Raw genomic sequence first — 26,042 nt, 5'->3', positions numbered from 1 at the left:
AGCGCGCGCTCAACCCATGCTCTTTTTGAACCTGACGGCTACAGCATTTGGCCCATGAAGGCCCAAACGCTGCTGTTCGACGCTCGGACATTACGTTGCATCTGAAGCCGGACTTTCTCGTCACCGTTTCCGAATCTTAAGCAGGTTACAAAATGCACTTCAGCGAATTGATGGCAGTTCTTTCAACCCACGCGATCCACCTGCAACGTGAAGGGGATGACCTGGTTATCCTGGGCGACGATGAGGGGCTCGACGATGAGCTGTTCGACAACCTGCGCAAGCACAAGGCGCAATTGCTTGAGTTGATTGGCCGCAACGGTGGTGACTGGGTCAGCCCGGCGTATCGCATCACCCCGCAGATGCTGCCGCTGGCAGCGCTCGATCAAGCCAGCATCGACCGCATCGTTGAGGCTGTGCCCGGTGGCGTGGGCAACGTCAAGGACATCTATCCGCTGGCGCCGTTGCAGGAAGGCATGCTGTACCACCATTTGTCCGCCGAACAGGGCGACCCTTACCTGCTGCAAGCGCACTACGCTTTTGACAGCCGCGAACGCCTTGAAAGCTTCACTCAGGCGCTGCAATACGTGGTGCAGCGCCATGACATTTTGCGCACCACCGTGGTCTGGGAAAGCCTCGATGAACCGGTACAGGTGGTGCTGCGCAAGGCCACGCTGGTCAGCGAAGAGGTGCACCTGGCGCCGCGTGACGGTGACGTGCTGAGCCAACTGCAAGCGCGCTTCGATGCGCGCACTTACCGTTTGGATATTCGCCAGGCGCCAATGATGCGTGTGGCCTTCGCCGAAGACTCGCCGAACCAGCGCTGGGTGGCCGTGCTGTTGTTTCACCACATGGCGCTGGACCACACCGCGATGGACGTGGTGTTGCGCGAAATGCAGGCGTTCCTGCTGGGGCTGACCGAGCACTTGGGCGAGCCGGTGCCGTACCGCAACTATGTAGCGCAGGCGCGTCTTGGGGTCAGCGAACAACAGCACGAAACATTCTTTCGCGAGATGCTCGGTGACATCGACGAGCCAACCCTGCCGTTCGGTCTGCAGGACGTGCAGGGCGACGGCCACGGCATCGAAGAAAGCCGCTTGATGGTTGAGCCCGGCCTGAGCCAGCGGCTGCGTGCGCAGGCGCGGCAACTCGGGGTGAGTGCCGCCAGCGTGATGCACCTGGCCCTGGCGCAGGTGCTGGGCAAGGTGTCTGGCCGCCACGAAGTGGTGTTCGGCACCGTATTGCTGGGGCGCATGCACGCGGGCGAGGGCTCGGACCGTGCCCTTGGGATGTTCATCAATACCTTGCCGTTGCGCGTCAGCGTGGGCGAGCAAAGTGTGCGCAGCGGCCTCAAGCTGACACATGATCGCCTGACCGCCTTGCTTAAACACGAGCATGCCTCGCTGGCCCTGGCCCAGCGCTGCAGCGCCGTGGCAACCCCGACGCCGTTGTTCAGCGCGATGCTCAACTACCGTCACAGTGCCTCTGGCGGCAGCGCCGAAGCCGAGTCCGCCTGGGCCGGCATGCAAGCCTTGGGCGCGGAAGAACGCACCAACTACCCGTTGACCGTCAACCTTGATGACCTCGGCGACGACTTCCATATCACGATTCTGGCGGATGTCGGGATCGGCGCCGCGCGTGTTGCGCACTACTTGCACGCCGCGCTGGAAAGCCTGGTGGCCGCGCTTGAGCAAACGCCGGATGCGCCATTGCAGAGCCTCGGCATTTTGCCCGCCACCGAGCGCCAACACCTGTTGCACCACTGGAACAGCACCGACGCCGTGTTTGCCGACAGCGCGCTGATCCACAGCCAAGTCGAAGCGCAGGCGGCGGCACAGCCGGACGCAATCGCCGTACTGTTTGAAGGCGAGACCCTCAGCTACGGCGAATTGAACCGCCGCGCCAACCAGCTCGCACACCACCTGCTGAGCCTCGGCGTGCGCCCGGATGAGCGCGTGGCGATCTGCGTCGAGCGCGGCGTGCAGATGATTGTCGGCCTGCTCGGCATCCTCAAGGCCGGTGCCGGTTATGTGCCGATTGATCCGGCGTACCCGCAAGCACGCATCAGCTACACGCTGCAAGACAGTGCGCCGGTTGCGGTGCTGGTACAGGCGACCACCGCCGCGCGCGTCGCCGAGTTGTCGGCAGCGGTTATCGACCTGGATGCCGGTGATTGGCAAGCCCGGCCCACGCACAATCCGCAGGTGGCGGGCCTGACCTCGGCCAACCTGGCCTATGTGATCTACACCTCCGGTTCCACCGGCCTGCCCAAGGGCGTGATGATCGAGCACCGCAACGTGGCGCGCCTGTTCAGCGCCACCGAACGTTGGTTCAACTTTAACCAGCATGACGTGTGGGCCTTGTTCCACTCGTTTGCCTTCGACTTCTCGGTCTGGGAAATCTGGGGCGCGCTGGTGCACGGCGGCCAATTGCTGGTGGTGCCGCAACTCACCAGCCGTTCGCCGGATGAGTGTTATGCACTGCTGTGCAGCGCCGGCGTGACCATCCTCAACCAGACCCCAAGCGCTTTTCGCGCGTTGATCGTCGCGCAGGGCCAAAGCCAACTCACACACTCGCTGCGTCAAGTGATCTTTGGAGGCGAAGCGTTGGAACCGGGGATTCTCAAACCCTGGTACGCCCGCGCCACCAACGCCGGCACGCAACTGGTGAACATGTACGGCATCACCGAAACCACGGTGCACGTGACCTACCGCGCGATGCACGCGGCCGATGCGCAACTGGTTGGCGTGAGCCCGATTGGCGGGCGCATTCCTGACTTGCAGCTGTACGTGCTGGATCCACGCGGCGAGCCGGTGCCGGTTGGCGTGGTCGGTGAGTTGTATGTGGGTGGCGCAGGCGTTGCGCGTGGCTACCTGAACCGGCCTGAGCTAAACGCCGAACGCTTTATCGTCGACCCGTTCAGTGGCCGCGCCGATGCACGCCTGTACCGGACCGGCGATTTGGGGCGGCGCCTGGCAGACGGCAGCATCGACTACCTGGGACGCAACGATGACCAGGTTAAAATTCGCGGTTTCCGTATCGAGCTGGGTGAGATCGAAGCGCGCCTCGCCGCGTGCAACGGTGTGCGTGAAGCCGTGGTGATCGCGCGTGAAGACCAGCCCGGCGACAAGCGTTTGGTGGCCTATGTGATTGGCAGCGAAGGCGCGCAGCCGAGCGCTGCCGGGTTGCGCACGCAATTGCTGCTGTCACTCGCCGACTACATGGTGCCTGCCGCGTTTGTGCTGCTGGAGCAGTTCCCGCTGACCACCAACGGCAAGCTCGACCGCAAAGCCTTGCCGGCGCCGGACGCCGATGCGTTGGCCCGCAGGCACTACGAAGCGCCCGAGGGCGACGTAGAAGTTGCTATCGCGGCGATCTGGCAAGACTTGCTCAAGGTTGAGCAAGTAGGCCGCCAGGATCACTTTTTTGAACTGGGCGGCCACTCGTTGTTGGCGGTCAAGTTGATCGAGCGCATGCGCCAGGTCGGGCTGGGCGCCGATGTGCGTGTGCTGTTCGGGCAGCCCACCCTGGCCGCACTGGCGGCGGCGGTGGCCGGCGCGAGCAAAGGCGTGGAGGTACCGGCGAATCGCGTGCCGAGTGGCTGCGCACATATCACCCCGGACATGCTGGCGCTGGCCGAACTCGACCAAACCGCTATCGAGCGTATCGTTGCGACCGTGCCGGGCGGTGCGGCCAACGTCCAGGAAATCTACAGCCTGGCGCCGCTGCAAGAGGGCATTTTGTATCACCACCTGGCGGCCGCCCAAGGCGACCCGTACTTGCAATACGTGACCTTTAGCTTCGACAGCCGCGAGCGCCTGCAAAGCTTCGCCAGCGCGCTGCAAGGGGTGATTTCGCGGCATGACATTTTGCGTACCGCCGTGGTTTGGGAACGGCTGGACGAACCGGTGCAAGTGGTCTGGCGTGAAGCCGAACTGGGCCTGGATGAAATCCACCTGGACCCGGCCGCCGGCGATATTGCCGAGCAACTGAGCGAACACCTCAGCCCGCGTCACCATCGCCTGGATATTCGCCAGGCGCCGATGATGCGCATCGGTTACAGCGAAGATGTGCCCAACGCGCGTTGGGTGGCGGTGTTGCTGCTGCACCACCTGGTCGACGACGCCACCTCGCTGCGCATGCTGACGGCCGAAATTGAAGCGCATACGCGCGGTGAAGAGGCGCAACTGGCCGCTTCAGTGCCGTACCGCAACTATGTGGCGCAAGCGCGCATGGGCGTCAGCCGCGAAGAGCATGAGGCGTTCTTCAGTGAAATGCTTGGTGACATCGATGAGCCGACGCTGCCCTTCGGTTTGCAGGACGTGCAGGGCGAAGGCCACGGTGTTGAAGAGGTTAACCGCCTGCTCGATGACACGCTCAGCCAGCGCCTGCGCGATCAGGCGCGCCAGTTGGGCGTGACCCCGGCCAGCCTGTATCACCTGGCGTGGGCGCGGGTACTCGGCGGCGTGTCGGGGCGCGATGACGTGGTGTTTGGCACGGTGTTGCTCGGGCGCCTGCAAGGCGGTGAAGGTTCTGACCGTGCGCTGGGCATGTTCATCAATACCTTGCCGCTGCGCATCAGCCTGGGTGAGGCGGGCGTACGCGCGATGGTCAAGAGCACCCACGCACGCTTGACCGGGCTGCTCGGCCACGAGCATGCCTCGCTGGTGCTGGCGCAGCGTTGCAGCAAGGTTACGGCGTCGACGCCGCTGTTCAGTTCGCTGCTTAACTATCGTCAGCTCGGCGGTGCCGACGTGTCCAAACAGGCCGCCGCCGCATGGGAAGGCATCAGCGTGCTCGACAGTAAGGAGCGCACCAACTACCCGCTGACCTTGTCGGTCAACGACATGGGTGAAGCGTTCAGCCTGTCGGTCATGGCTGATGGCGCGATTGGCGCCGAGCGCGTGTGCGGTTACATGCAGTGCGCCGTGGAGCACCTGGTCGAGGCGCTCGAACAGACGCCGCAAGCGTCGGTGCTCGGGCTGTCGATTCTGCCGGCCGTCGAGCGTGAGCAACTGCTGCAACACTGGAATGCTACCGACAGCCTGTTCGCCGACGCCGCGTTGATTCATCACCAGGTTGAGCGCCAGGCACGCGAACGGCCGCACGCCACGGCAGTGGTATTTGAAGACCAGCGCCTGAGCTACGCCGAATTGAACCGCCGCGCCAACCAGGTCGCGCACCACTTGTTGAGCCTGGGCGTGCGCCTGGATGAGCGTGTAGCGATCTGCGTCGAGCGTGGCCTGGAAATGATCATCGGCCTGCTCGGCATTCTCAAGGCCGGTGCCGGTTATGTGCCGATTGACCCGGCGTACCCGCAAGAGCGCATTAACTACACCTTGCACGACAGCGCTCCGGTGGCGGTGCTGGTGCAGGCCGCGACTGCCGCGCGCGTCACAGAGCTGTCTGCGCCGGTGATTGATCTGGATTCAGCGCAACTGCACGCCGCGCCCGAAACCAACCCGGTCGTCGCGGGCCTTACTTCGGCCAACCTCGCCTACGTGATCTACACCTCCGGTTCCACCGGTTTGCCCAAGGGCGTGATGATCGAACACCGCAACTTAGCGCGGCTGTTCTCGGCCACCGAAGGCTGGTTCAACTTTAATGATCAGGACGTGTGGGCGTTGTTTCACTCGTTCGCGTTCGACTTTTCGGTCTGGGAAATCTGGGGCGCGCTGGTGCACGGCGGTGAGTTGCTGGTGGTGCCGCAACTCACCAGCCGTTCGCCGGACGAGTGCTACGCGCTGCTGTGCAGCGCTGGCGTGACCGTGCTCAACCAAACCCCAAGCGCGTTCCGCCAATTGATCGCGGCGCAAGGCCAGAGCGCCTTGAAGCACTCATTGCGCCAGGTGATTTTCGGCGGTGAAGCGCTCGAACCGGGCATGCTCAAACCGTGGTATGCGCGTGTCGCCAACACCGGCACGCAACTGGTGAACATGTACGGCATCACCGAAACCACGGTGCACGTGACGTACCGTGCCCTGCAAGCAGCCGATGCGCAGTTGGTCGGCGTCAGCCCGATTGGCGGGCGCATTCCCGACTTGCAGGTGTACGTGCTCGACAGCCAGCGCGAACCGGTGCCGGTCGGTGTGGTGGGCGAGTTGTATGTGGGCGGCGCGGGCGTTGCGCGTGGCTACCTGAACCGGCCTGAGCTGAACGCCGAACGCTTTATTGCCGACCCCTTCAGCGGTCGCGCCGATGCGCGCCTGTATAAAACCGGTGACCTGGGGCGCTGGCTGGCCGACGGCAGCATCGACTACCTGGGGCGCAACGACGACCAGGTGAAAATCCGTGGTTTCCGTATCGAACTGGGCGAGATCGAAGCGCGGCTGGCCGCGTGTAACGGCGTGCGCGACGCGGTGGTCATCGCCCGCGAAGACCAACCGGGCAACAAACGCCTGGTGGCTTACGTGATAGCCACCGACGGCGCTGAACCTTCGGCGGCTGACCTGCGCACGCAGTTGTTGCTGTCACTGGCTGACTACATGGTGCCCAGCGCATTCGTCATGCTCGCAAGCTTGCCGCTGACCACCAACGGCAAGCTCGACCGCAAGGCCTTGCCGGCACCGGACGCCGACGCGTTGGCCCGTCGCGAGTATGAGCGGCCGGAAGGCGAAGTGGAGCAAACCCTCGCCGCGCTCTGGCAAGAACTGCTCGGCGTTGAGCGCGTGGGCCGCCACGATAACTTCTTTGAAATGGGCGGCCATTCGTTGCTGGCGGTCAAGCTGGTCGAGCGCATGCGCCAACTTGAGCTGAGCGCCGACGTGCGCGTGCTGTTCGGCCAGCCGACCCTGGCTGCGCTGGCGGCCGCGGTCAGTGGCCATCAGGAGCGCGTGGTGCCGGCCAACCGGATTACCGCCGATTGCCAACACATCACCCCCGACTTGCTGCCGCTGGCAGCGCTGGACCAGGCCGCCATCGACCGTATTGTCGCCAGCGTAGCGGGCGGCACGCGCAACGTGCAGGACATCTACAGCCTGGCGCCATTGCAAGACGGCATGCTCTATCACCACTTGGCTGCGCCGCAAGGCGACGCCTACTTGCTGCACATGAAGTTTGCCTTTGCCGGCCCGGAGCTGGTCAACCAGTTCGCCAAGGCGCTGCAAAGCGTGATCGACCGCCACGACATTCTGCGCAGCAGCATGGCCTGGGAAGGGCTCGACGAGCCGGTGCAGGTAGTCTGGCGCCAAGCGACGATGGGCCTTGAAGAAGTGCTCATCGACCCGGACGAAGGCGATGTGCTTGCGCAACTGCACCGCCAGTTCGACCCGCGCCACTACCGCCTCGACATGACCCGTGCACCGCTGATGCACCTGGCGTACACCCAGGACACGCCTAACCAGCGCTGGGTGGGCATCTTGCTGTTCCACCACATGGTGCTCGACCACACTGCGCTTGAGGTGTTGATCGGCGAAGTGCAGGCCAGCCTCAAGGGCAGTACCGAGCAGTTGCCGCCGTCGATTCCCTATCGCAACCATGTGGCGCAATCGCGCCACGGCGCTGATCGCGAGGCGCACGAAGGGTTCTTCCGCCAGATGCTCGGCGACATCGACGAACCGACGCTGGCGTTCGGCTTGCAGGATGTGCAGGGCGACGGCAACGGCATCGAAGAAGCGCACCTGATGCTCGACAGCGTGCTCAGCGGGCGCTTGCGCGAGCAGGCACGCGTGCTGGGCGTCAGCGCTGCGAGCCTGATGCACCTGGCGTGGGGCCAGGTGCTGGGGCAAGTGGCGGGCCGCGATGAAGTGGTGTTCGGCACCGTGCTGCTCGGTCGCCTGCAAGGCGGCGAAGGCTCCGGCCGGGCCTTGGGCCTGTTCATCAACACCTTGCCGTTGCGCGTCAGTGTGGGCGCGCACGGCGCCCGCGAAGCGGTGCGTGCGACCCACGCGCAGTTGTCGCAACTGCTTGCGCATGAACACGCCGCGTTGTCGCTGGCTCAGCATTGCAGCGGTTTGCCGGCGGCGCAGCCCCTGTTCAATACCTTGCTCAATTACCGCCACAGTGCACAGGCCGAGGTATCCGGCGCTGATATTGCTGCCTGGGAAGGCATCCAGGCGCTGAGCATGGAAGAACGCACCAACTACCCGCTGGTGCTCAACGTCGATGACTTTGTCGCAGGCTTCCAACTGAATGCTCAAGCCTTGGTAAAGGTCGGCGCGCAACGGGTGTGCGGCTATATGCAGGCCGCGTTGCAGCACTTGGTCGATGCGCTGGAGCATGCGCCGGGCACCGAGCTGCAAACGATGTCGATTTTGCCGGCAGACGAGCGCCAACAATTGCTGGAAACCTTCAATCAGACCGCGCGCGCCTACCCGCATGCGTCCACCGTGCACGCGCTGTTTGAAGCGCAGGTTCAGGCACGGCCGCAAGCGCCTGCGGCGGTCCACGGCGAACAGTCGCTGAGCTACGAGCAATTAAATCGCCGGGCTAACCGCCTGGCGCACCACCTGATTGGCCTTGGCGTAACGCCAGGCGACAGCGTGGCGATCCTGCTTGAGCGTTCGTTTGAACTGCTGGTCAGCCAACTGGCGATCAGCAAGTGCGCGGCGGTGTATGTGCCGCTGGACATCAATGCCCCGGCGGACCGTCAGGGCTTCATGATCGAAGACAGCGGCGCGCAATGGTTACTCACCACCCGCGACGAAGATGCCGTTCACGCGGTGCAGCGCGTCGACCTGGATGCGCTGGACCTGGTAGATGTGCCCGAACACAACCCGGGCCTTGAGCAATCGGCGGAATCGGTGGCGTACATCATGTACACCTCCGGCTCCACCGGCGTGCCCAAAGGCGTACTGGTGCCGCACCGGGGCATCACGCGGCTGGTGATCAACAACGGCTACGCCGATTTTGGCACGCATGACCGCATCGCCTTTGCCTCCAACCCGGCGTTTGACGCCAGTACCATGGACGTGTGGGGCGCGTTGCTGAATGGCGGCCAAGTGGTGGTGATTGATCACGTTACGCTGCTCAACCCGCAGCGCTTCGGCGAGGTGTTGAGCGCGTCGGCAGCCACCATTTTGTTCACCACCACCGCGCTGTTTAACCAGTATGTGCAGCTGATTCCCGACGCGCTCAAAGGCTTGCGCATGCTCCTGTGCGGTGGCGAGCGCGCCGACCCGGCGGCGTTCCGCAGCCTGTTGGCGCATGCGCCGCAGTTGCGCCTGGTGCATTGCTATGGCCCGACTGAAACCACCACCTATGCCACTACGTTTGAAGTGCGCGCGGTGGCTGAAGAGGCCGAGAGCGTGCCGATCGGCGGGCCGATTTCGAACACGCGCATTTACCTGCTCAATGAGCGTCAGCAACCGGTGCCGCTGGGCGTCATCGGTGAAATCTACATTGGCGGCAAAGGGGTGGCGAAGGGTTACCTGAACCGCCCTGAGCTGACGCTCGAGAAGTTCCTCGTCGACCCGTTCAGTGATGAAAGCGCTGCATTGATGTACCGCACCGGTGACCTGGGGCGCTGGTTGGCCAAGGGCGAGCTGGAGTGCCTGGGCCGTAACGACGACCAGGTGAAGATTCGCGGCTTCCGTATCGAGCTGGGTGAAATCGAAAATCGCTTGAGCGAACACCCGCAGGTCAAGGATGTGATCGTGCTGGCGCGTGAAGACGAGCCGGGGCACAAGCGCCTGGTGGCGTATTTCACCGCGCACGCGGCGCTTGAAATCGAAGCGCTGCGTGACTACTTGCAAGAGCAACTGCCGGACTACATGGTGCCGAGCGCGTACGTGCGCCTCGACAACCTGCCATTGACCAACAACGGTAAGGTCGACCGCAAGGCGCTGCCGGTGCCCGATCAGCACGCGTTGCTTAGCCGTGGCTACGAAGCGCCGCAAGGCGAAGTTGAAATCGCGCTGGCGCAGATCTGGAGCCAGGTGCTCAAGGTCGAGCAGGTCGGGCGTGAGGACCACTTCTTTGAACTGGGCGGGCATTCGTTGCTGGCGATGCGCTTGATTTCCCAGGTGCGCCTGCAACTCGGGGTTGAGCTGGACCTGGCGGCGCTGTTTGACCACCCGCAACTGTCGGCATTGGCGCAGGCAGTGGCGAAGACCGGGCGCAGTAACCTGCCGCCGATTCTGCCGGTGTCGCGTGAAGAAGCGCTGCCGCTGTCGTTTGCGCAGCAGCGCCTGTGGTTCCTGGCGCAGATGGAAAACGTCGGGGCCGCCTACAACATGCCCATCGGTTTGAGCCTGCGCGGTGAACTCGACGCGCTGGCGCTGGAACGTGCGCTGGCGCAGATCGTCAGCCGCCACGAAGTGCTGCGCAGTGCGTTTGTTCTCGAGAATGATCAGCCGCAGTTGCTGATCACGCCGGTCGAGGGCTCGTTTGTGCTGGTGCAGGATGATTTGCGCGATCAGGCCGACGCGCAGCAGCAGTTGCAGGCATTGACCGAACACGAAGCGCTGGCGCCATTTGACCTGGTCAACGGCCCGTTGCTGCGGGCGCGCCTGGTGCGCATGGGCGATGCGCACCATGTGTTACTGATGACCTTGCACCACGTGGTCTGCGATGGCTGGTCGATGGGCGTGCTGACCCGCGAGTGGGTGGCGTTGTATGCCGCTTTCAGCCAGGGCCAGGCCGACCCGTTGCCAGCGCTTGAATTGCAATACGCCGACTTCGCCGTGTGGCAACGCCGCTGGTTGAGCGGTGAGGTGCTGCAAAAACAAAGCCTGTACTGGCAGCAGACCCTGGCCGGTGCGCCGGCGATGCTGGCGTTGCCCACCGACCGTGCGCGCCCGCCGCAACAGGACTTCACCGGTGCGGTGCTGCACCTGCAATTGGACGCAGAACTGACGCAGGGCCTCAAAGCCTTGAGCCAGCGGCATGGCACTACGTTGTACATGACCACACTGGCGGCGTGGGGCGCGCTGTTGAGTCGCTTGTCCGGGCAGGATGAGGTGGTCATCGGCTCGCCGGTGGCCAACCGCACCCGCGCTGAAGTCGAAGGCCTGATCGGGCTGTTCGTCAACACATTGGCGCTGCGCATCGATGCTTCCGGCGCGCCGACCGCACACGCCTTGTTGGCACGCGTCAAGGCCCAGACCCTGAGCGCACAGGCGCATCAGGACCTGCCGTTCGAGCAGGTGGTGGACATCATCAAACCGGCGCGCAGCATGGCTTACAGCCCGGTTTTCCAAACGATGCTGACCTGGCAGAACAACGAGGGCGCAGCGTTGGCACTCGGCGATCTGGTGCTGGAGAGCATCGGCCAGATCAACACTGCAGCGAAATTTGAGCTGTCGTTGGAACTGAGCGAAGCCGAAGGCCAGATCATCGGCGCGTTGAGCTATGCCACCGCGTTGTTCGATGAAGCCACGGTGATTCGCCATCTGGGCTATTTCGAGCGCCTGTTACGCGCGATGGTCGCGGACGATCAGTGCGTGCTCGAGCAAGTGCCGCTGCTGGATGACCAAGAGCGTCAACATCAATTGGCCGACCTGAGCGGCCTGCGCACGGCGCTCAACCCGGCCACGGTTCACAGCCTGTTCGAAGCGCAGGTCATGCGCACGCCTGATGCCGTGGCCGTGCAGGCTGCCGGCGAGGCGCTGACCTACCGTGAGCTTAACCAGCGCGCCAACCAGCTCGCCCATCATTTGCGCACGCTGGGTGTGCAGCCGGACGTGCGCGTGGCGATTTGCGTGCAGCGCAGCGCCGAGCTGATCGTCGGCCTGCTGGCGATTCTCAAGGCGGGCGGCGCCTACGTGCCGATCGACCCGAATTACCCGATCGAGCGCATCCACTACATGCTGCAAGACAGCGCGCCGGCAGCATTGCTGGTGCATGGCAGCACCGCGCACTTGGCCGCCGAGCTGAGCCTGGCGGTGGTCGACCTCGACCACGCGGGTGCGACCGAACAAAGCCTAAACAACCCGCAAATTGCCGAGCTGGCCGCCACACACCTGACCTATGTGATTTACACCTCGGGCTCGACCGGCCAGCCAAAAGGCGTGATGGTCGAGCATCAGGGCGTGGTCAACATGCTCGGCTGGTACCTCGATGAAGTCGGGCTGAACGCGCAGGACGCGGTGTTGCTGTTGACCTCGCACAGCTTCGACCTGACCCAGAAAAACATCTTCGCCAGCCTCGCGGTCGGCGCCACTTTGCACCTGGCGGACAGCCCGTTCGACCCTGCGAGCATCGTGCGTCAGATCGCCGAGCAGCAGATCACCCACATCAACCTGGCGCCGAGTGCGTTCTATACGCTGATCGAGGCCGATCAACAGCACGCGTTGAGCAACCTGCGGCGGGTGGTGCTGGGCGGCGAGCCAATCAAACTCTCGCAGTTGGAAAAACTCGCGGTGCCACGGCCGCAGTTCATCAACAGCTATGGCCCCACTGAATGCAGTGACGTGGTGGCCTGGCATGCGGTCAACCCCGACTTTACCCAGTACACGGCAGGCGAGATTCCGTTGGGCCGGCCGCTGCGCAACGTCACGCTGTACGTGCTCGACGCCTGTGCGCAACTGCTGCCGACTGGCAGCGTCGGTGAGTTGTACATCGGCGGCGCCGGCGTGGCGCGCGGTTACCTGGGCCGCGACGACCTCAGCGCCGAGCGCTTCCTCGACGATCCGTTTACGGCGCAGGGGCGCATGTACCGCACCGGCGACCTGGCGCGTTACCGGCCCGATGGCACGCTTGAATACCTCGGCCGCAATGACGACCAAGTGAAAATCCGCGGCCTGCGCATCGAACTCGGCGAAATTGAAGCGCTGCTTGCCGCGCATCCGCAGGTACTCGAAGCCGCTGTGTTGGTGCGTGACGAACGCCTGGTCGGCTACTTCACGCCGCAGGCAGGCGCGCAGGGGCCGCAGATCGAAGACCTGCGCACGCACCTGCAAGGCGTATTGCCGGAGTACATGGTGCCGTCGGCGTATGTTCAGCTCGCGGCATTGCCGCTGAGCCCCAACGGCAAGCTGGACCGCAAGGCATTGCCGGCGCCGGGGCTGGACGCCGTGGTCAGTGCTGCCTATGAAGCGCCTGAAGGCGAGATCGAGATCACGCTGGCGCAGATCTGGCAGGAACTGCTGGGGCTGGAGCAGGTGGGTCGCCAGGGGCATTTCTTTGAATTGGGCGGGCATTCGCTGTTGGCGATGCGCCTGATCTCTCAAGTGCGTCAACGCATGGGCGTAGAGCTGGCGCTCGGCGAATTGTTCGCCCAGCCGCAACTGGCCGCCTTGGCGAAAGTGCTGGCGCAGGCTGCGCGCAGCACCTTGCCGGCGATCTTGCCGGTGCCGCGTGACCAAGACTTGCCGCTGTCGTTTGCCCAGCAACGTTTGTGGTTCCTGGCGCAGATGGAAGGCGCCAGCACCGCCTATAACATGCCGCTTGGCCTGGGCCTGCGCGGCCAGTTAGACGCGGACGCACTGGAGCAGGCGCTGACGCGTATTGTTGCGCGCCACGAAACCCTGCGCAGCCGCTTTGTTCGACACAACAACGAACCGCGCGTGCACATCGACCCGGCCCAGCGCGCCTTTGCGCTCTTGCGCCTCGACGTGGACGGCGACGACGCCCTGCAAACTCGGGTGCGTGCCGAAGCCCTTGAACCGTTCAACCTGGAGCAGGGGCCGCTGATTCGAGCGAGCCTGTTGCGCCTGGCGGACGACCACCATGTGCTGTTGCTGACCATGCACCATATCGTCTCCGATGGCTGGTCGATGGGCGTGCTGACCCGCGAGCTGATGGCGCTGTACGCAGCGTTCCGTCAAGGCCTGGACGACCCGCTGCCCGCGTTGACTTTGCACTACAGCGACTTCGCCGTGTGGCAACGGCGCTGGTTGAGCGGCGAAGTGCTGCAGCAACAAAGCCAGTATTGGCAGCACGCGCTGGCCGATGCACCGGCGTTGTTGATGTTGCCGACCGACCGCCCACGCCCTGCGCAACAGGATTACAGCGGCGCAACCTTGAGCCTGCTGCTGGATGTTGAGCTGACGGCCGGGCTTAAAGCCTTGAGCCAGCGTCACGGCGCGACCTTGTACATGACCATGATGGCGGCGTGGGGCGCGTTGCTGTGTCGTTTGTCCGGGCAGGAAGAGGTGGTGATCGGTTCGCCGGTTGCCAACCGCATGCGCGCCGAAGTCGAAGGGCTGATCGGCCTGTTCGTCAACACCCTGGCGGTGCGCATCGAAGCCGGTGCAGCGCTTAACGTGGCCGGTTTGCTGGCCCACGCCAAAGACCGCACGCTGGCCGCGCAAGCGCATCAGGACTTGCCGTTTGAACAGGTGGTGGAGGTGGTCAAACCGCCGCGCAGCCTGGCGCACAGCCCGGTGTTCCAGACCTTGTTGACCTGGCAGGCCAGCGACGGTCCAAGCCTGGTACTCGGCGACCTGCAATTTGAAGGGGTTGGCGAAACCAGCAATTTTGCCAAGTTCGACCTGTCGCTGGACCTCAGCGAAGTGCAAGGGCACATCGCCGGCAACCTTGAGTACGCCACGGCGCTGTTCGACGAGGCCACGGTGCGCCGTTACATCGGCTACTTCGAGCGGCTGTTGCACGCGATGGTCGCCGACGACCAGGCGCTGCTGGCGCAGATCACGCTGCTCGACGCCGAGGAACGTGCCTACCTGCTGCATGAACTTAATGACACCGAGGTGGCCTACGCCCACCACAGCACGATTCATCAGCTGTTCGAAGCGCAGGTCGAGGCGCGCCCCGAGGCCATTGCGGTGGCGTTCGAAGATCAGCGTTTGAGTTACGCCGAGTTGAACCGCCGCGCCAACCGCCTGGCTCACCACCTGATCAGCTTGGGCGTTGGCCCCGACGACCGCGTGGCGATCTGCGCCGAGCGCGGTGACGAAGTACTGGTCGGCCTGCTCGGGATTCTCAAGGCTGGCGCAGCGTATGTGCCGCTGGACCCGCATTACCCGCCGGAGCGCCTGGCCTACATGATTGAGGACAGCGCGCCGTCGGTGCTGCTGACCCAGCACGCGTTGCAGGACCGCTTGCCGGCGCTGGCCATCGCGCACGTGCTTCTGGACACGCCGTTGAGCGGCGCCGAGCACAACCCGCAGGTGCCAGGCCTGACCGCCCGGCACCTGGCGTATGTGATTTACACTTCGGGCTCTACCGGTAACCCCAAGGGCGTAATGATCGAACACCGTGGGCTGGTCAACTACAGCCTCGACGCGGCACGCCTGTTCGGGTTGACGCCGGACGACACGGTGTTGCAGCAAAACACCTTGAACTTCGACCTGTCGGTTGAGGAAATCTTCCCGGCCTTGCTGGCGGGCGCCACCCTGGCGCCGAGCCGGCACGTGTTCGGCACCGACGCGGCGCAAGACCCGGCGATCCGCCCGACCTTCCTGCACCTGACGGCCGCGCACTGGCACACCCTGGCCGCTGAATGGCACCACACGCCGATGCAGGCCGAGGAGCGCTTGCGCCATGTACGCCTGATTAACGTCACCGGTGACGCACTGTCGGCGCAGAAATTAAAACTCTGGGACGAGGTGCGCCCGGCCCATACCCGCTTGATCAATACCTACGGCCCGACCGAGGCGACCGTGTCGTGCACCGCCGCCTACGTCAGCCACGATGCGCTGGCGGGTGTCGAAGGCAGCGGCAACGCAACCATCGGCAAACCGATGGCCAACACACGTATTTACCTGCTCGACAGCCAGCAACAACCCGTGCCGTTCGGCGTGGCCGGGGAGATTTTCATCGGCGGCGATGGCGTTGCCCGAGGCTATCTGAACCTCGACGCGGTGAGTGCCGAACGCTTCCTCGCCGACCCGTTCAGTGAGGTGCCAGGCGCGCGCATGTACAAAACCGGTGACTTGGCGCGCTACCTGGCGGATGGGCGTATCGAGTACCTGGGGCGCAACGACTTCCAGGTCAAGGTGCGTGGCTTCCGTATCGAGTTGGGCGAGATCGAGTCCATGCTCGGCAACTGTGTCGGGGTCAAAGAGGCCGCGGTGATTGCGCGTGAAGACCGCCCTGGCGAGAAGCGCCTGGTGGCCTACGTGGTGCCGCATGCCGGCGCCAGCTTGAGCGCCGCCGGCTTGCGCAGCTACCTGGCGCCGCTGCTCGCTGAATACATGATCCCGGGCGCGTTTGTGCTGCTTGAGGCATTGCCGCTGACACCGAACCGCAAGCTCGACCGCAAGGCGCTGCCGGCACCGGATCAGTCGGCCGTGGCCAGCCGTGATTATGAAGCGCCGCAAGGCCGTATCGAACGCAGCCTGGCGCTGGTCTGGGCGCAGGTGTTGCAACTGGAGCACGTGGGGCGCCACGACAACTTCTTCGAGCTGGGCGGGCATTCGCTGCTGGCGGTCAAACTGGTGGAGCGCCTGCGCCAGGAAGACCTGCGGGTCGACGTTGGCGCACTGTTTACCCACCCGACGCTGGCCGGGCTCGCCAAAGTAGTGGGCGGCAGCCGCGCGCTGGTGATCCCGCCGAACGCTATCAGCGCTGATTGCCGACGCATTACCCCGCAAATGCTGCCGCTGGCCAGCCTCAGCCAGGATGAAATCGACAGCCTGGTTGCCGGTGTGCCGGGCCAACTGGCCAACGTGCAAGACATCTACGCGATGACGCCGTTGCAAGAGGGCATCCTTTACCACCACTTGCTGGCCGAGGAGGGCGACCTGTACCTGGAGCAGGCGTCGTTTAACTTCGATTCTCACGAGCGGCTCGCAGCCTTTGCCCTCGCGTTGCAGGGCGTAATCGAACGTAACGACATCCTGCGCTCCGCCATGCGCTGGGAGGGCTTGAGCGAGCCGGTGCAGGTGGTGTTGCGCCACGTACCGTTCGCGCTGGAAGAGACCGCGCTGGCAGGCGATGCCGAGGCGGGCGCGCAATTGCGCGAGCGCTTCAACCCGCAGCATTTCCGCATGGACTTGCGCGACGCGCCGCTGATGCGCCTGGTGTATGCCTACGACGCACAGCAGCAACACTGGGCAGCTTTGTTGATGTTCCATCACATGCTGTTCGACCACGTTGCCATGGACATTCTGCAACACGAATTGCAGGCGTTCCTGTCGGGCCAGGAAGGCCGTTTGAATGCGCCAGTGCCGTACCGCAACTATGTGGCTCAGGCACGCCTCGGGATGACCGAGCAGGAGCATGAAGCGTTTTTCAGCGAGATGCTCGCCGACATCGACGAGCCAACCCTGCCGTTTGGCCTGCACGACGTGCACGCGGGCGGCGTGCTGGAGCTGGCGCACCTGCGCGTGGACGACGACCTCGGCCAGCGTGTGCGCGCCAGTGCGCGGCAATTGGGCGTGAGCGCCGCAAGCCTGATGCACATGGCGTGGGCGCAAGTGCTGGGGCATGTGTGTGGCCAGGCTGAGGTGGTGTTCGGCACCGTGTTGATGGGCGGCATGCAAGGTGGCGAACGCGCGCTGGGGCTGTTTATCAATACCTTGCCGCTGCGCATCAGCGTGGGCGCCGACAGTGTGTATGCCGGGGTCAAGGCCACGCATGCACGCTTGAGCAGGTTGTTAAGCCACGAACACGCTTCGCTGGCGCTGGCACAGCGTTGCAGCGGCGTGGCCGCTCCGGCGCCGCTGTTCAGTGCCTTGCTCAATTACCGGCACAGTGCCGGTGCGGCTTCCAGTGAAGACATCGCGGTATGGGCGGGCATTCAGGCGCTGGGCGGCGAAGAACGCAGCAACTACCCGCTGTCGCTGGACGTCGATGATTTTGGCGAGGCGTTTGGCCTCACGGTCCAGGTCACCCCGGGCGTGGGTGCGCAGCGTCTTTGCGGCTATATGCACGGCGCGCTGGAGAGCCTGGTCGATGCCCTGGAGCGAACCCCGGACGCCTCGTTGAGCAGCCTGGATATTCTGCCGTTGGCCGAGCGCCGCCAGGTGCTGCTGGACTTCAACCAAACGCGTACCGACGCTGCGCAGGATTGCTTGATCCACGCGCTGTTCGAGGAGCAGGTGCTGCTCCACGCCGATGCAATCGCTTTGGAGTATGAAGGTCAGCAATTGACGTACGCCGAACTGAATGCCCAGGCCAACCAGTTGGCGCATCACCTGATCGCCCTCGGTGTGCAACCGGATGACCGCGTGGCCATCGCGCTGGAGCGTGGCCTGCAGATGATCGTGGGGTTGCTCGCGACCCTCAAGGCTGGTGCCGCTTACGTACCGCTGGACCCGGCGTATCCGCCACAACGTTTGGCGTTCATGCTCGCCGACAGCACCCCGCGCGTGTTGCTCAGCGAGTACGCGGTACTGCCGTTGCTCGGTGCACTGCCGGAAAGCGTGCAGGTGCTGACCTTGAACAGTGTGCTGCAGCCGTGGCGCGATTTGAGCCCGCACAACCCGCTGGCCGAGGAGCGTGGGCTGACCGCCGAACACCTCGCTTACGTGCTCTACACGTCCGGTTCTACCGGGCAGCCCAAGGGCGTGATGATCGAGCATGCCGGGCTGTGCAACGAGATCCAGGCGATTCGCGACTTGACCGGGCTGACCGCTGGTGACCGCACGCTGCAATTTGCAACGATCAACTTCGACGCGTCGATTGAGGAAATTTTCGGCGCGCTGACCTGTGGCGCCACCCTGGTGCTGCGCAGTGCCGCCTGGTTGACCGATGCCGCGCACTTCTGGGCATTGGCGGCGCAAGCACGCTTGTCGATTATCAGCCTGCCCACGCGTTTCTGGCAGGGCCTGGCGCAAGACCGCGACGCCGCAATCCCGGCCTCGGTGCGCATGATTGTGGTGGGTGGCGAGGAACTGAGCCCGGACGCGGTGCAGCATTGGTTCCTGCGCAGCGGGCATACGCCGCGCTTGCTGAATACCTACGGCCCGACCGAAGCGACGATTATTGCCACCGCCAGTGAAGTATTCGCCGCCAACCCGCAGCCACGCAAGATCGGCAAGCCGATTGCCAACATGCGTGCGTACGTGCTGGATGCGCACGGCAACCCGACCGGGGTGGGCGTGGCGGGCGAAATTCACCTCGCCGGTGTTGGTGTTGCGCGTGGCTACCTCAATCAACCGCAGTTAAGCAGCGAGCGTTTTCTGAGTGACCCGTTCAGCGACGGCGTGGGCCGCTTGTATAAAACCGGCGACCTCGGCCGCTGGCTGGTGGATGGCAGCCTGGAATACCTCGGGCGTAACGATGATCAGGTGAAAATCCGTGGGTTCCGCATCGAGCTGGGCGAAGTCGAAAGTGCGCTGCTGGCCTGCGAAGGCGTGCGTGCGGCGGTGGTAATGGCGCGCGACGACAGCGCCGGGCAGGTCAGCGGCAAGCAGTTGGTGGCGTACCTCTGTGGTACGACGGGCACGCTTGAGCAACTGCGCGAAGAGCTGTTGACCCACCTGCCGGAGTACATGCTGCCGAGTGCCTTTGTGCACCTGGACACGCTGCCGGTCACGCCGAACGGCAAGCTCGACCGCAAAGCCTTGCCGGCCCCTGAACAGGCGGTGCTCAGCCGCGACTACGAGGCGCCAGCGGATGCGCTGGAAGAAACCCTCGCTGCGTGCTGGGCCGAGGCCTTGAAGCTGGTGCGGGTAGGGCGCCACGACAATTTCTTTGAAATGGGCGGGCATTCCTTGCTGGCGATTCGTCTGACCAGCCAACTGGCGCAGGCGAATGTTCAGGTGACGTTGGCGGAGTGCTTCCAGCACGCCAGTGTCGCGTCGATGGCGGCGATGCTGCGCCTGCGCACGCAGGCGCCACAGCCGCAGCACGATGGGCTGGTCACGGTGCGCCGTGGCGGCAGTCAAACCCCGCTGTTCCTGGTGCATGAGTTCAGCGGGCTCGACGTGTATTTCCCGGCGTTGGCGCAACACATCGACGCGCAGATTCCGGTGTATGGCTTGCCGGGGCTGGCGTGGGGTGAACCGCAACTGCGCAGCATGGAGTGCCTGGCGACGCGGCATATCGCACTGATGCGCTCGGTTCAGCCGCACGGGCCGTACCGCGTGGCCGGCTGGTCGTTCGGCGGCGTGCTGGCCTATGAGATCGCCGCGCAGTTGCTCGGCATGGACGAGGCGGTGGAATTCGTCGGGCTGATCGACACCCATGTGCCGCGTCTGGTCGACCAAGGCAAGGCGCGCTGGTCGGCGGCCAACGCCCACAGCCTGCACCTGTTGGAGCTGTGCAGCGCGTTCTGCGCCGCGCAGCCGCCGTTGGACCCGCAAGCGCCGGCCACCCTGGCAACACTTGAGCGCGAGGTGGCGCAACTCGATTTTGACAGCCTGTGGCAACGTTGCCGTGACGCCCGGTTGCTGCAACCGCAACTGGCGGCGCTGCCGCGTGAGGCGTTGTTTGCCTACCTGGACCGTGAAGTGGCGCATGGGCATGCGCAGGCGCATTACACCGTGTGCCCGCTGACCGTCCCGGTGCATTTATTTACCGCCGAACAGCGTACCGACGAGGCCTCGCGCAGCAGCGCAACGTTGGGCTGGGATCAGGTGGTTCCGGCTACGTTGTTGCAGCGCATCGATGTACCGGGCGATCACCAAAGCATGATGCAGGCGCCGCATATCCAGGCACTCGGGCAAGCCATTGGCGCAGCGCTTTCCAAGGCACCGGCGCTTGCGACTAATGCGCCGTATCAACCGCTGTTAACCATTCAAAGTGGGCAGGCAGGGCTTGCACCGGTGTTCTGCGTGCCGGGCGCCGGCGACAGTGTGACCGGTTTTATCGGCCTCACCGATGCCTTCGGCCCGACTTGGCCGATTCATGGCCTGCAACCGCGCGGGCTGGACGGCAAAGCGGTGCCGCATAGCCGCGTGGAAGCGGCGGCGAGTGCCTATCTTGTCGCGCTTGAGCAGGTGTGCCCAAGTGGCCCGGTGCATCTGTTGGGGCATTCCTTCGGCGGCTGGGTGGCGTTCGAAATGGCGCTGCAGTTGCAGGCGCGTGGGCGTGAAGTGGCGTCGTTGACCTTGGTCGACAGCGAGTCGCCCGGCGGCAATGGCGTGGTCGGCAAGCCCTACACCGCAACGCAAGTGCTGGAGCGGCTGATCGACACCATGCAACTGGCGGCAGGCAAACCCCTGGGCATTGACCGGCAAGCGTTTGTCAGCCTCAACGAAGCGCAACAACTGGCGGCGTTGCACGCGGGAATGGTGCGCGCGGGCATGCTGTCGGCGCGTTCGACGCCGGAGGTGATGTACGGACCGGCGCGCGCTTTCGGCGCGGCGTTACGCACGGTTTACCGGCCACGCCAGCACTACATCGGCCCGGTGCGCCTGGTGCTGGCCGATGATCCGAGCCTGGATGCGCAGGGCAATCAACGCGAGCAAGCCGACATGATCGAAGGCTGGGGCAAATACGCAGAGGGTTTGGACACCTGGTACGGCCCAGGCAACCATTTCACGCTGCTCAAGGCGCCGCACGTGTACAGCCTCGCGTCGTGGTGGCACGACGGCTTGGTCGTACCGGCAGGCAAGGTGACGTCATGAACCATGTCAAAGGGGGAGCCGGCACAGGCGCTTGCGCCCTTATCTGAAGCGAACCGTCACGCAGCTTAGTGCGCAGCCCGGCGATTGGCCGGGTCTACCTTTAAACGTATTAGTGGTCATCTATGGAAAAGCCAAAGTTTCGCAAGATTGTCTGGGGCCTGGGTCTGGTTGTTGTGGCAGGGCTGATTATCTATTCCGTGCAAGCGCCGGCTGAGCCGCCGCAGTACCTGACCGCCAAGGTGGAACGTGGCGAGATTGAAAACTCGGTGCTGGCCACCGGGATTCTGCAAGGGGTCAAGCAGGTTGACGTGGGCGCGCAAGTCTCGGGCCAATTGAAGTCACTGAAGGTCAAGCTCGGCGATAAGGTCAAGAAGGGCCAGTGGCTGGCGGAAATCGACCCGCTGGTGCTGCAGAACACCCTGCGTCAGGCCCAAGTCAGCGAAGAAAACCTGGAGGCGCAGCGCAAGGCCACGTCGGCGCAACTGGCGCAGACCAAATCGGTGTGGGAGCGCTACAGCAAACTGCAATCGGATGCGGCGATTTCCAAGCAGGATTTCGAAACCGCTGAATCCAATTACCTGGTGCAAAACGCCAACCTGGTCGCGTTGGATGCCCAGCTGAAAAATGCACGCATCCAGATCGACACCGCCAAGGTCAACCTCGGCTACACGCGCATTATTGCGCCGATCGATGGCGACGTAGTGGGCATCGTTACCCAGGAAGGCCAGACCGTGATCGCCGAGCAATTGGCACCGGTGCTGCTCAAACTGGCGGACCTGGACACCATGACCGTCAAGGCTCAGGTGTCGGAAGCGGACGTGATCCACATCCAGCCGGGCCAAGAGGTGTACTTCACCATTCTTGGCGAAGCCAACAAGCGTTATTACGCCAAACTGCGCGGCACTGAACCGGCGCCGCAGAACTACCTCGACACGCAGGCGGCGGGTACGCCCAAAACCAACACGGCGGTGTTCTACAACGCCTTGTTCGATGTACCCAACCCGGACCACCGCCTGCGTATTTCGATGACCGCCCAAGTGCGCATCGTGCGCGATACCGCCAAGGATGTGTTGTTGGTGCCGGTGGCCGCACTCGGCAAACGCAACACCGACGGCTCCTACGTGGTGCGTGTGCTCGACGAGACCGGCCATGCGCAGGACCGCAACGTTAAAGTGGGCATCAACAACAACGTCAAGGCGCAGATCAACGACGGCCTGGCTGAAGGTGACAAGGTGGTGATCGGTGATCCGACGCCGGCCGTGGCGGGGATCTGACCATGACCCAAGCACTGTTGGAGCTCAAAGGCATCAGCCGCAGTTTTATCGCGGGCGAAAAGGCCTTTATGGCCCTCAAGGATGTCAACCTGACCATCAACGCCGGGGAAATGGTGGCCATCACCGGCGCGTCGGGGTCCGGCAAGTCGACCCTGATGAACATTCTTGGCTGCCTGGATTACGCCACCGACGGCAGTTACACCATCAGCGGCCGCGAAACCCGCGACTTGGGCGACCAGGAACTGGCAGAGCTGCGCCGTGACCACTTCGGGTTCATCTTCCAGCGCTACCACTTGCTGCCGCACCTGAGCGCCATGCACAACGTCGAGATGCCGGCGATCTACGCAGGCGTGCCCGAGGGCCAGCGCCACAGCCGCGCCAAGGAACTGCTGGCGCGGCTCGGGCTGGCGACGCACTTGGCCAACCGCCCCAGCCAGTTGTCTGGCGGGCAACAGCAACGCGTGAGTATTGCGCGCGCGTTGATGAATGGCGGGCAAGTGATTCTGGCCGATGAACCGACCGGCGCCCTCGACACCGCCAGCGGCAAAGAGGTGATGAATATCCTCTTGGAGCTGCACGCGGCCGGCCACACCGTGATCATCGTGACCCACGACCCCAAGGTGGCCGCGAACGCCGAGCGCATTATTGAAATGCGTGACGGTGAGGTGCTCAGTGACCGCGTCAATGAGCGCGTCGGCGTGGAGCTGGCAGCCCCCGACGCCACCGCGACCAAGGCCAAACCCGGTCGCCGCCTGGTGGCGAGCCTGGGGTTGTTCAAGGAAGCGTTTGTGATGGCGTGGGTCGCGTTGATTTCACACCGCATGCGCACGTTGTTGACCATGCTCGGTATTGTCATCGGCATCACCTCGGTGGTGTCGATCGTGGCGATCGGCGAGGGCGCCAAGCGCTACGTGCTGAGTGACATTCAGGCGATTGGCAGTAACACCATCGACATTTACCCCGGCACCGATTTTGGCGACAGCCATGCCTCGGCCATCGAAACGCTAGTGTTGGCAGATGTCACGGCGCTGAGCCAATTGCATTACATCGACAGCGCGACCCCCAACGCCGGGCGCAACCTGTTGCTGCGCTTTGGCAATATCGACGTCGACGCGACGGTCAACGGGGTCAGCGCCAGCTCGTTCCAGGTGCGCGGGATCAAGTTGGCCGAAGGCATCACCTTCAGCCAGGATGACGACACCCGCCAGGCGCAGGTGGTTGTGATCGATCACAACACGCGTAACCGCTTGTTCGGGCCGAACGTTGACGCCCTCGGCCAAATAATCCTGGTGGGTAACTTGCCCTGCACGGTGATTGGCGTGGCGGCAGACAACAAAAACATCTTCAACACCAGCAAGGCGCTGAATGTGTGGGTGCCTTACGAAACCGCGGCGGGCCGGCTGTTGGGCCAGCGTTACCTGGACAGCATCACCGTGCGCATCAAGGACGGCCAGCCGAGCAAGGTGGTGGAAGACAACGTGGTCAAACTGATGGAGCAGCGCCACGGCACCAAGGACTTCTTCACCTACAACCTCGACAGCATTATGCAAACCGTGCAGAAAACCAGCCAGTCGCTGGCCTTGCTGCTGTCGCTGATCGCGTTGATTTCGTTGGTGGTGGGCGGCATCGGCGTGATGAATATCATGCTGGTATCGGTGACCGAACGCACCCGCGAAATTGGTATCCGCATGGCCGTGGGTGCACGTCAGTCAGATATTCGCCAACAGTTTTTAGTGGAGGCGGTGATGGTCTGCCTGATCGGCGGGGTTATCGGTATTTCATTGTCATTCGGTATCGGCTTTGTGTTTTCGCTGCTGATCAAGGAATGGCAGATGGTGTTTTCGCTGGAGTCGATTATTACCGCGTTCGTGTGTTCAAGCCTGATCGGCATTATCTTCGGGTTTGTGCCGGCACGTAATGCGGCGCGGCTGGACCCGATTGAAGCGCTTGCCCGCGACTGAGGCGGCGTAAAAAAAGCCCGCCAACCGTGACCGGTGGCGGGCTTTTTTGTGGCGTTGGCTCAGGCCGATTGGCCGACGACGTGCAGGCGGTTTTCAGTTGCCGCGCTGATCGCATCTTCAAAACGTTCAAGTACGCTGCCGACCTCGGCTGCGCTGATGGTCAGCGCAGGCAGGAAGCGCAAGACCGAGCTGTGGCGGCCACCGGTTTCGATAATCAGGCCATTGTCGAAGCAATTGAGCTTGATCGCCCGGGCCAGCGCACCGTCGCCTTGGCCCGGTCGGTCCTCGGCGCCCGGCTTGGTGATCTCGACACCCAGCATCAGGCCGCGCCCACGTACGTCGCCGATCTGCTCATAACGCAGGGCAATGTCGCGCAAACCATTGCTCAATTGTTCGCCGCGCTCGGCAGCGTGCTCAACCAGTTGGTGTTGCTGGATATGCCGCATGGTCGCGCGACCGGCGACCATGGCGATCTGATTACCCCGGAACGTGCCGGCATGCATGCCCGGCCCCCAAGTGTCGAGGTGCTCGGCGTAAACAATCACCGACAGCGGGTAACCGCCGCCAATCGCCTTGGACAGCACCAGAATGTCGGGCGTGATGCCCGCGTGCTCGATGGCAAAGGTGCTGCCGGTACGGCCCAGGCCGGTCTGCACCTCATCAACGATCAGCACAATGCCCAGCTCGCGGGTAATTTCTCGCAGCCCGCGCAGCCATTGGGCCGAGGCCGGAATGCAACCGCCTTCACCTTGCACCACTTCGACGAGCACTGCGGCCGGGCGCGTGACGCCGCCTTCCGGGTCCGACAGCACGGTGCGAATGTAATCAATCGAGAGTTGGTCGGTTTGCTTGCCGTCGGTGCCGAAAGGGCAGCGGAAGCGATAAGGGAAGGGCAGGAAATGGGTGTTCTGCGTGGTGACGTTATTGATGCTTTTGGGGCCGAGGTTACCCATCGCCGACAACGCGCCGGCTGTCATGCCATGGTAACCGCCATGAAAGGCCATCAGTGTTGAGCGCTTGGTGTAATGCCGGGCGAGCTTTATTGCAGCTTCGACGGCGTCCGAACCACTCGGGCCGCAGAACAGGATTTTGCTCGAGTCGCGCATGTTGGCCGGCAGTTGGGAGAACAGTTCCTGCACAAACGCATGCTTGGCCGGTGTGGCCAGGTCCAGGGCTTGTTGCAGTTGGTCGCTGCCGAGAAAGTCCATTACGGCGGCTTTCACCGCGGGCGGGTTGTGCCCCAGCGCCAGGGTGCCGGCGTTGGCCAGGCAGTCGAGGTACTCCTTGCCCTGGGCATCCTTGACCCACACGCCTTTGCCGCTGACGAACAGCCGTTGGAATGTCGCCGCATAGCTGCGCGCATTCGACTCGATTTTTTTCAGATAACTTAACTCTTCCATATTCATGCACTCATCGGCTGTGGGAAAGAACAGCGCTGGATAGTTGATGAAACA

4 protein-coding genes are annotated in these 26,042 nt (G+C 63.6%); 3 read left to right on the top strand and 1 reads right to left on the bottom strand.

Annotated elements, in window-relative coordinates:
- Nucleotides 1-152 precede the first annotated feature (152 nt).
- From ACOZK9_RS05310 to ACOZK9_RS05300, 3 genes are all read left to right on the top strand, one after another.
- Nucleotides 153-21,353 carry a non-ribosomal peptide synthase/polyketide synthase gene (locus ACOZK9_RS05310; protein ID WP_421555401.1) on the top strand — a complete coding sequence of 7,067 codons (21,201 nt, stop codon included), beginning with the start codon at nucleotides 153-155 and terminating at the stop codon, nucleotides 21,351-21,353.
- 122 nt (nucleotides 21,354-21,475) lie between these two features.
- Nucleotides 21,476-22,627 carry a macrolide transporter subunit MacA gene (gene macA, locus ACOZK9_RS05305; RefSeq protein ID WP_058411217.1) on the top strand — a complete coding sequence of 384 codons (1,152 nt, stop codon included), beginning with the start codon at nucleotides 21,476-21,478 and terminating at the stop codon, nucleotides 22,625-22,627.
- A gap of 2 nt (nucleotides 22,628-22,629) precedes the next feature.
- Nucleotides 22,630-24,588 (top strand): MacB family efflux pump subunit, encoded by a 1,959-nt coding sequence (locus ACOZK9_RS05300; protein ID WP_152751288.1) that lies wholly within the window; start codon nucleotides 22,630-22,632, stop codon nucleotides 24,586-24,588.
- A gap of 59 nt (nucleotides 24,589-24,647) precedes the next feature.
- Here the strand turns inward: ACOZK9_RS05300 and ACOZK9_RS05295 are convergent, their stop codons facing one another.
- Entirely contained in the window at nucleotides 24,648-25,988 is a 1,341-nt protein-coding gene (locus ACOZK9_RS05295) for a diaminobutyrate--2-oxoglutarate transaminase family protein (RefSeq protein WP_099236374.1), read from the bottom strand.
- Nucleotides 25,989-26,042 lie beyond the last annotated feature (54 nt).

Source organism: Pseudomonas kitaguniensis, assembly GCF_049199985.1.
GTDB classification, from domain to species: Bacteria; Pseudomonadota; Gammaproteobacteria; order Pseudomonadales; family Pseudomonadaceae; genus Aquipseudomonas; species Aquipseudomonas kitaguniensis.
Note: the sequence above shows the minus strand (reverse complement) of the source record. Positions and strands in the feature narration are given on the sequence as shown.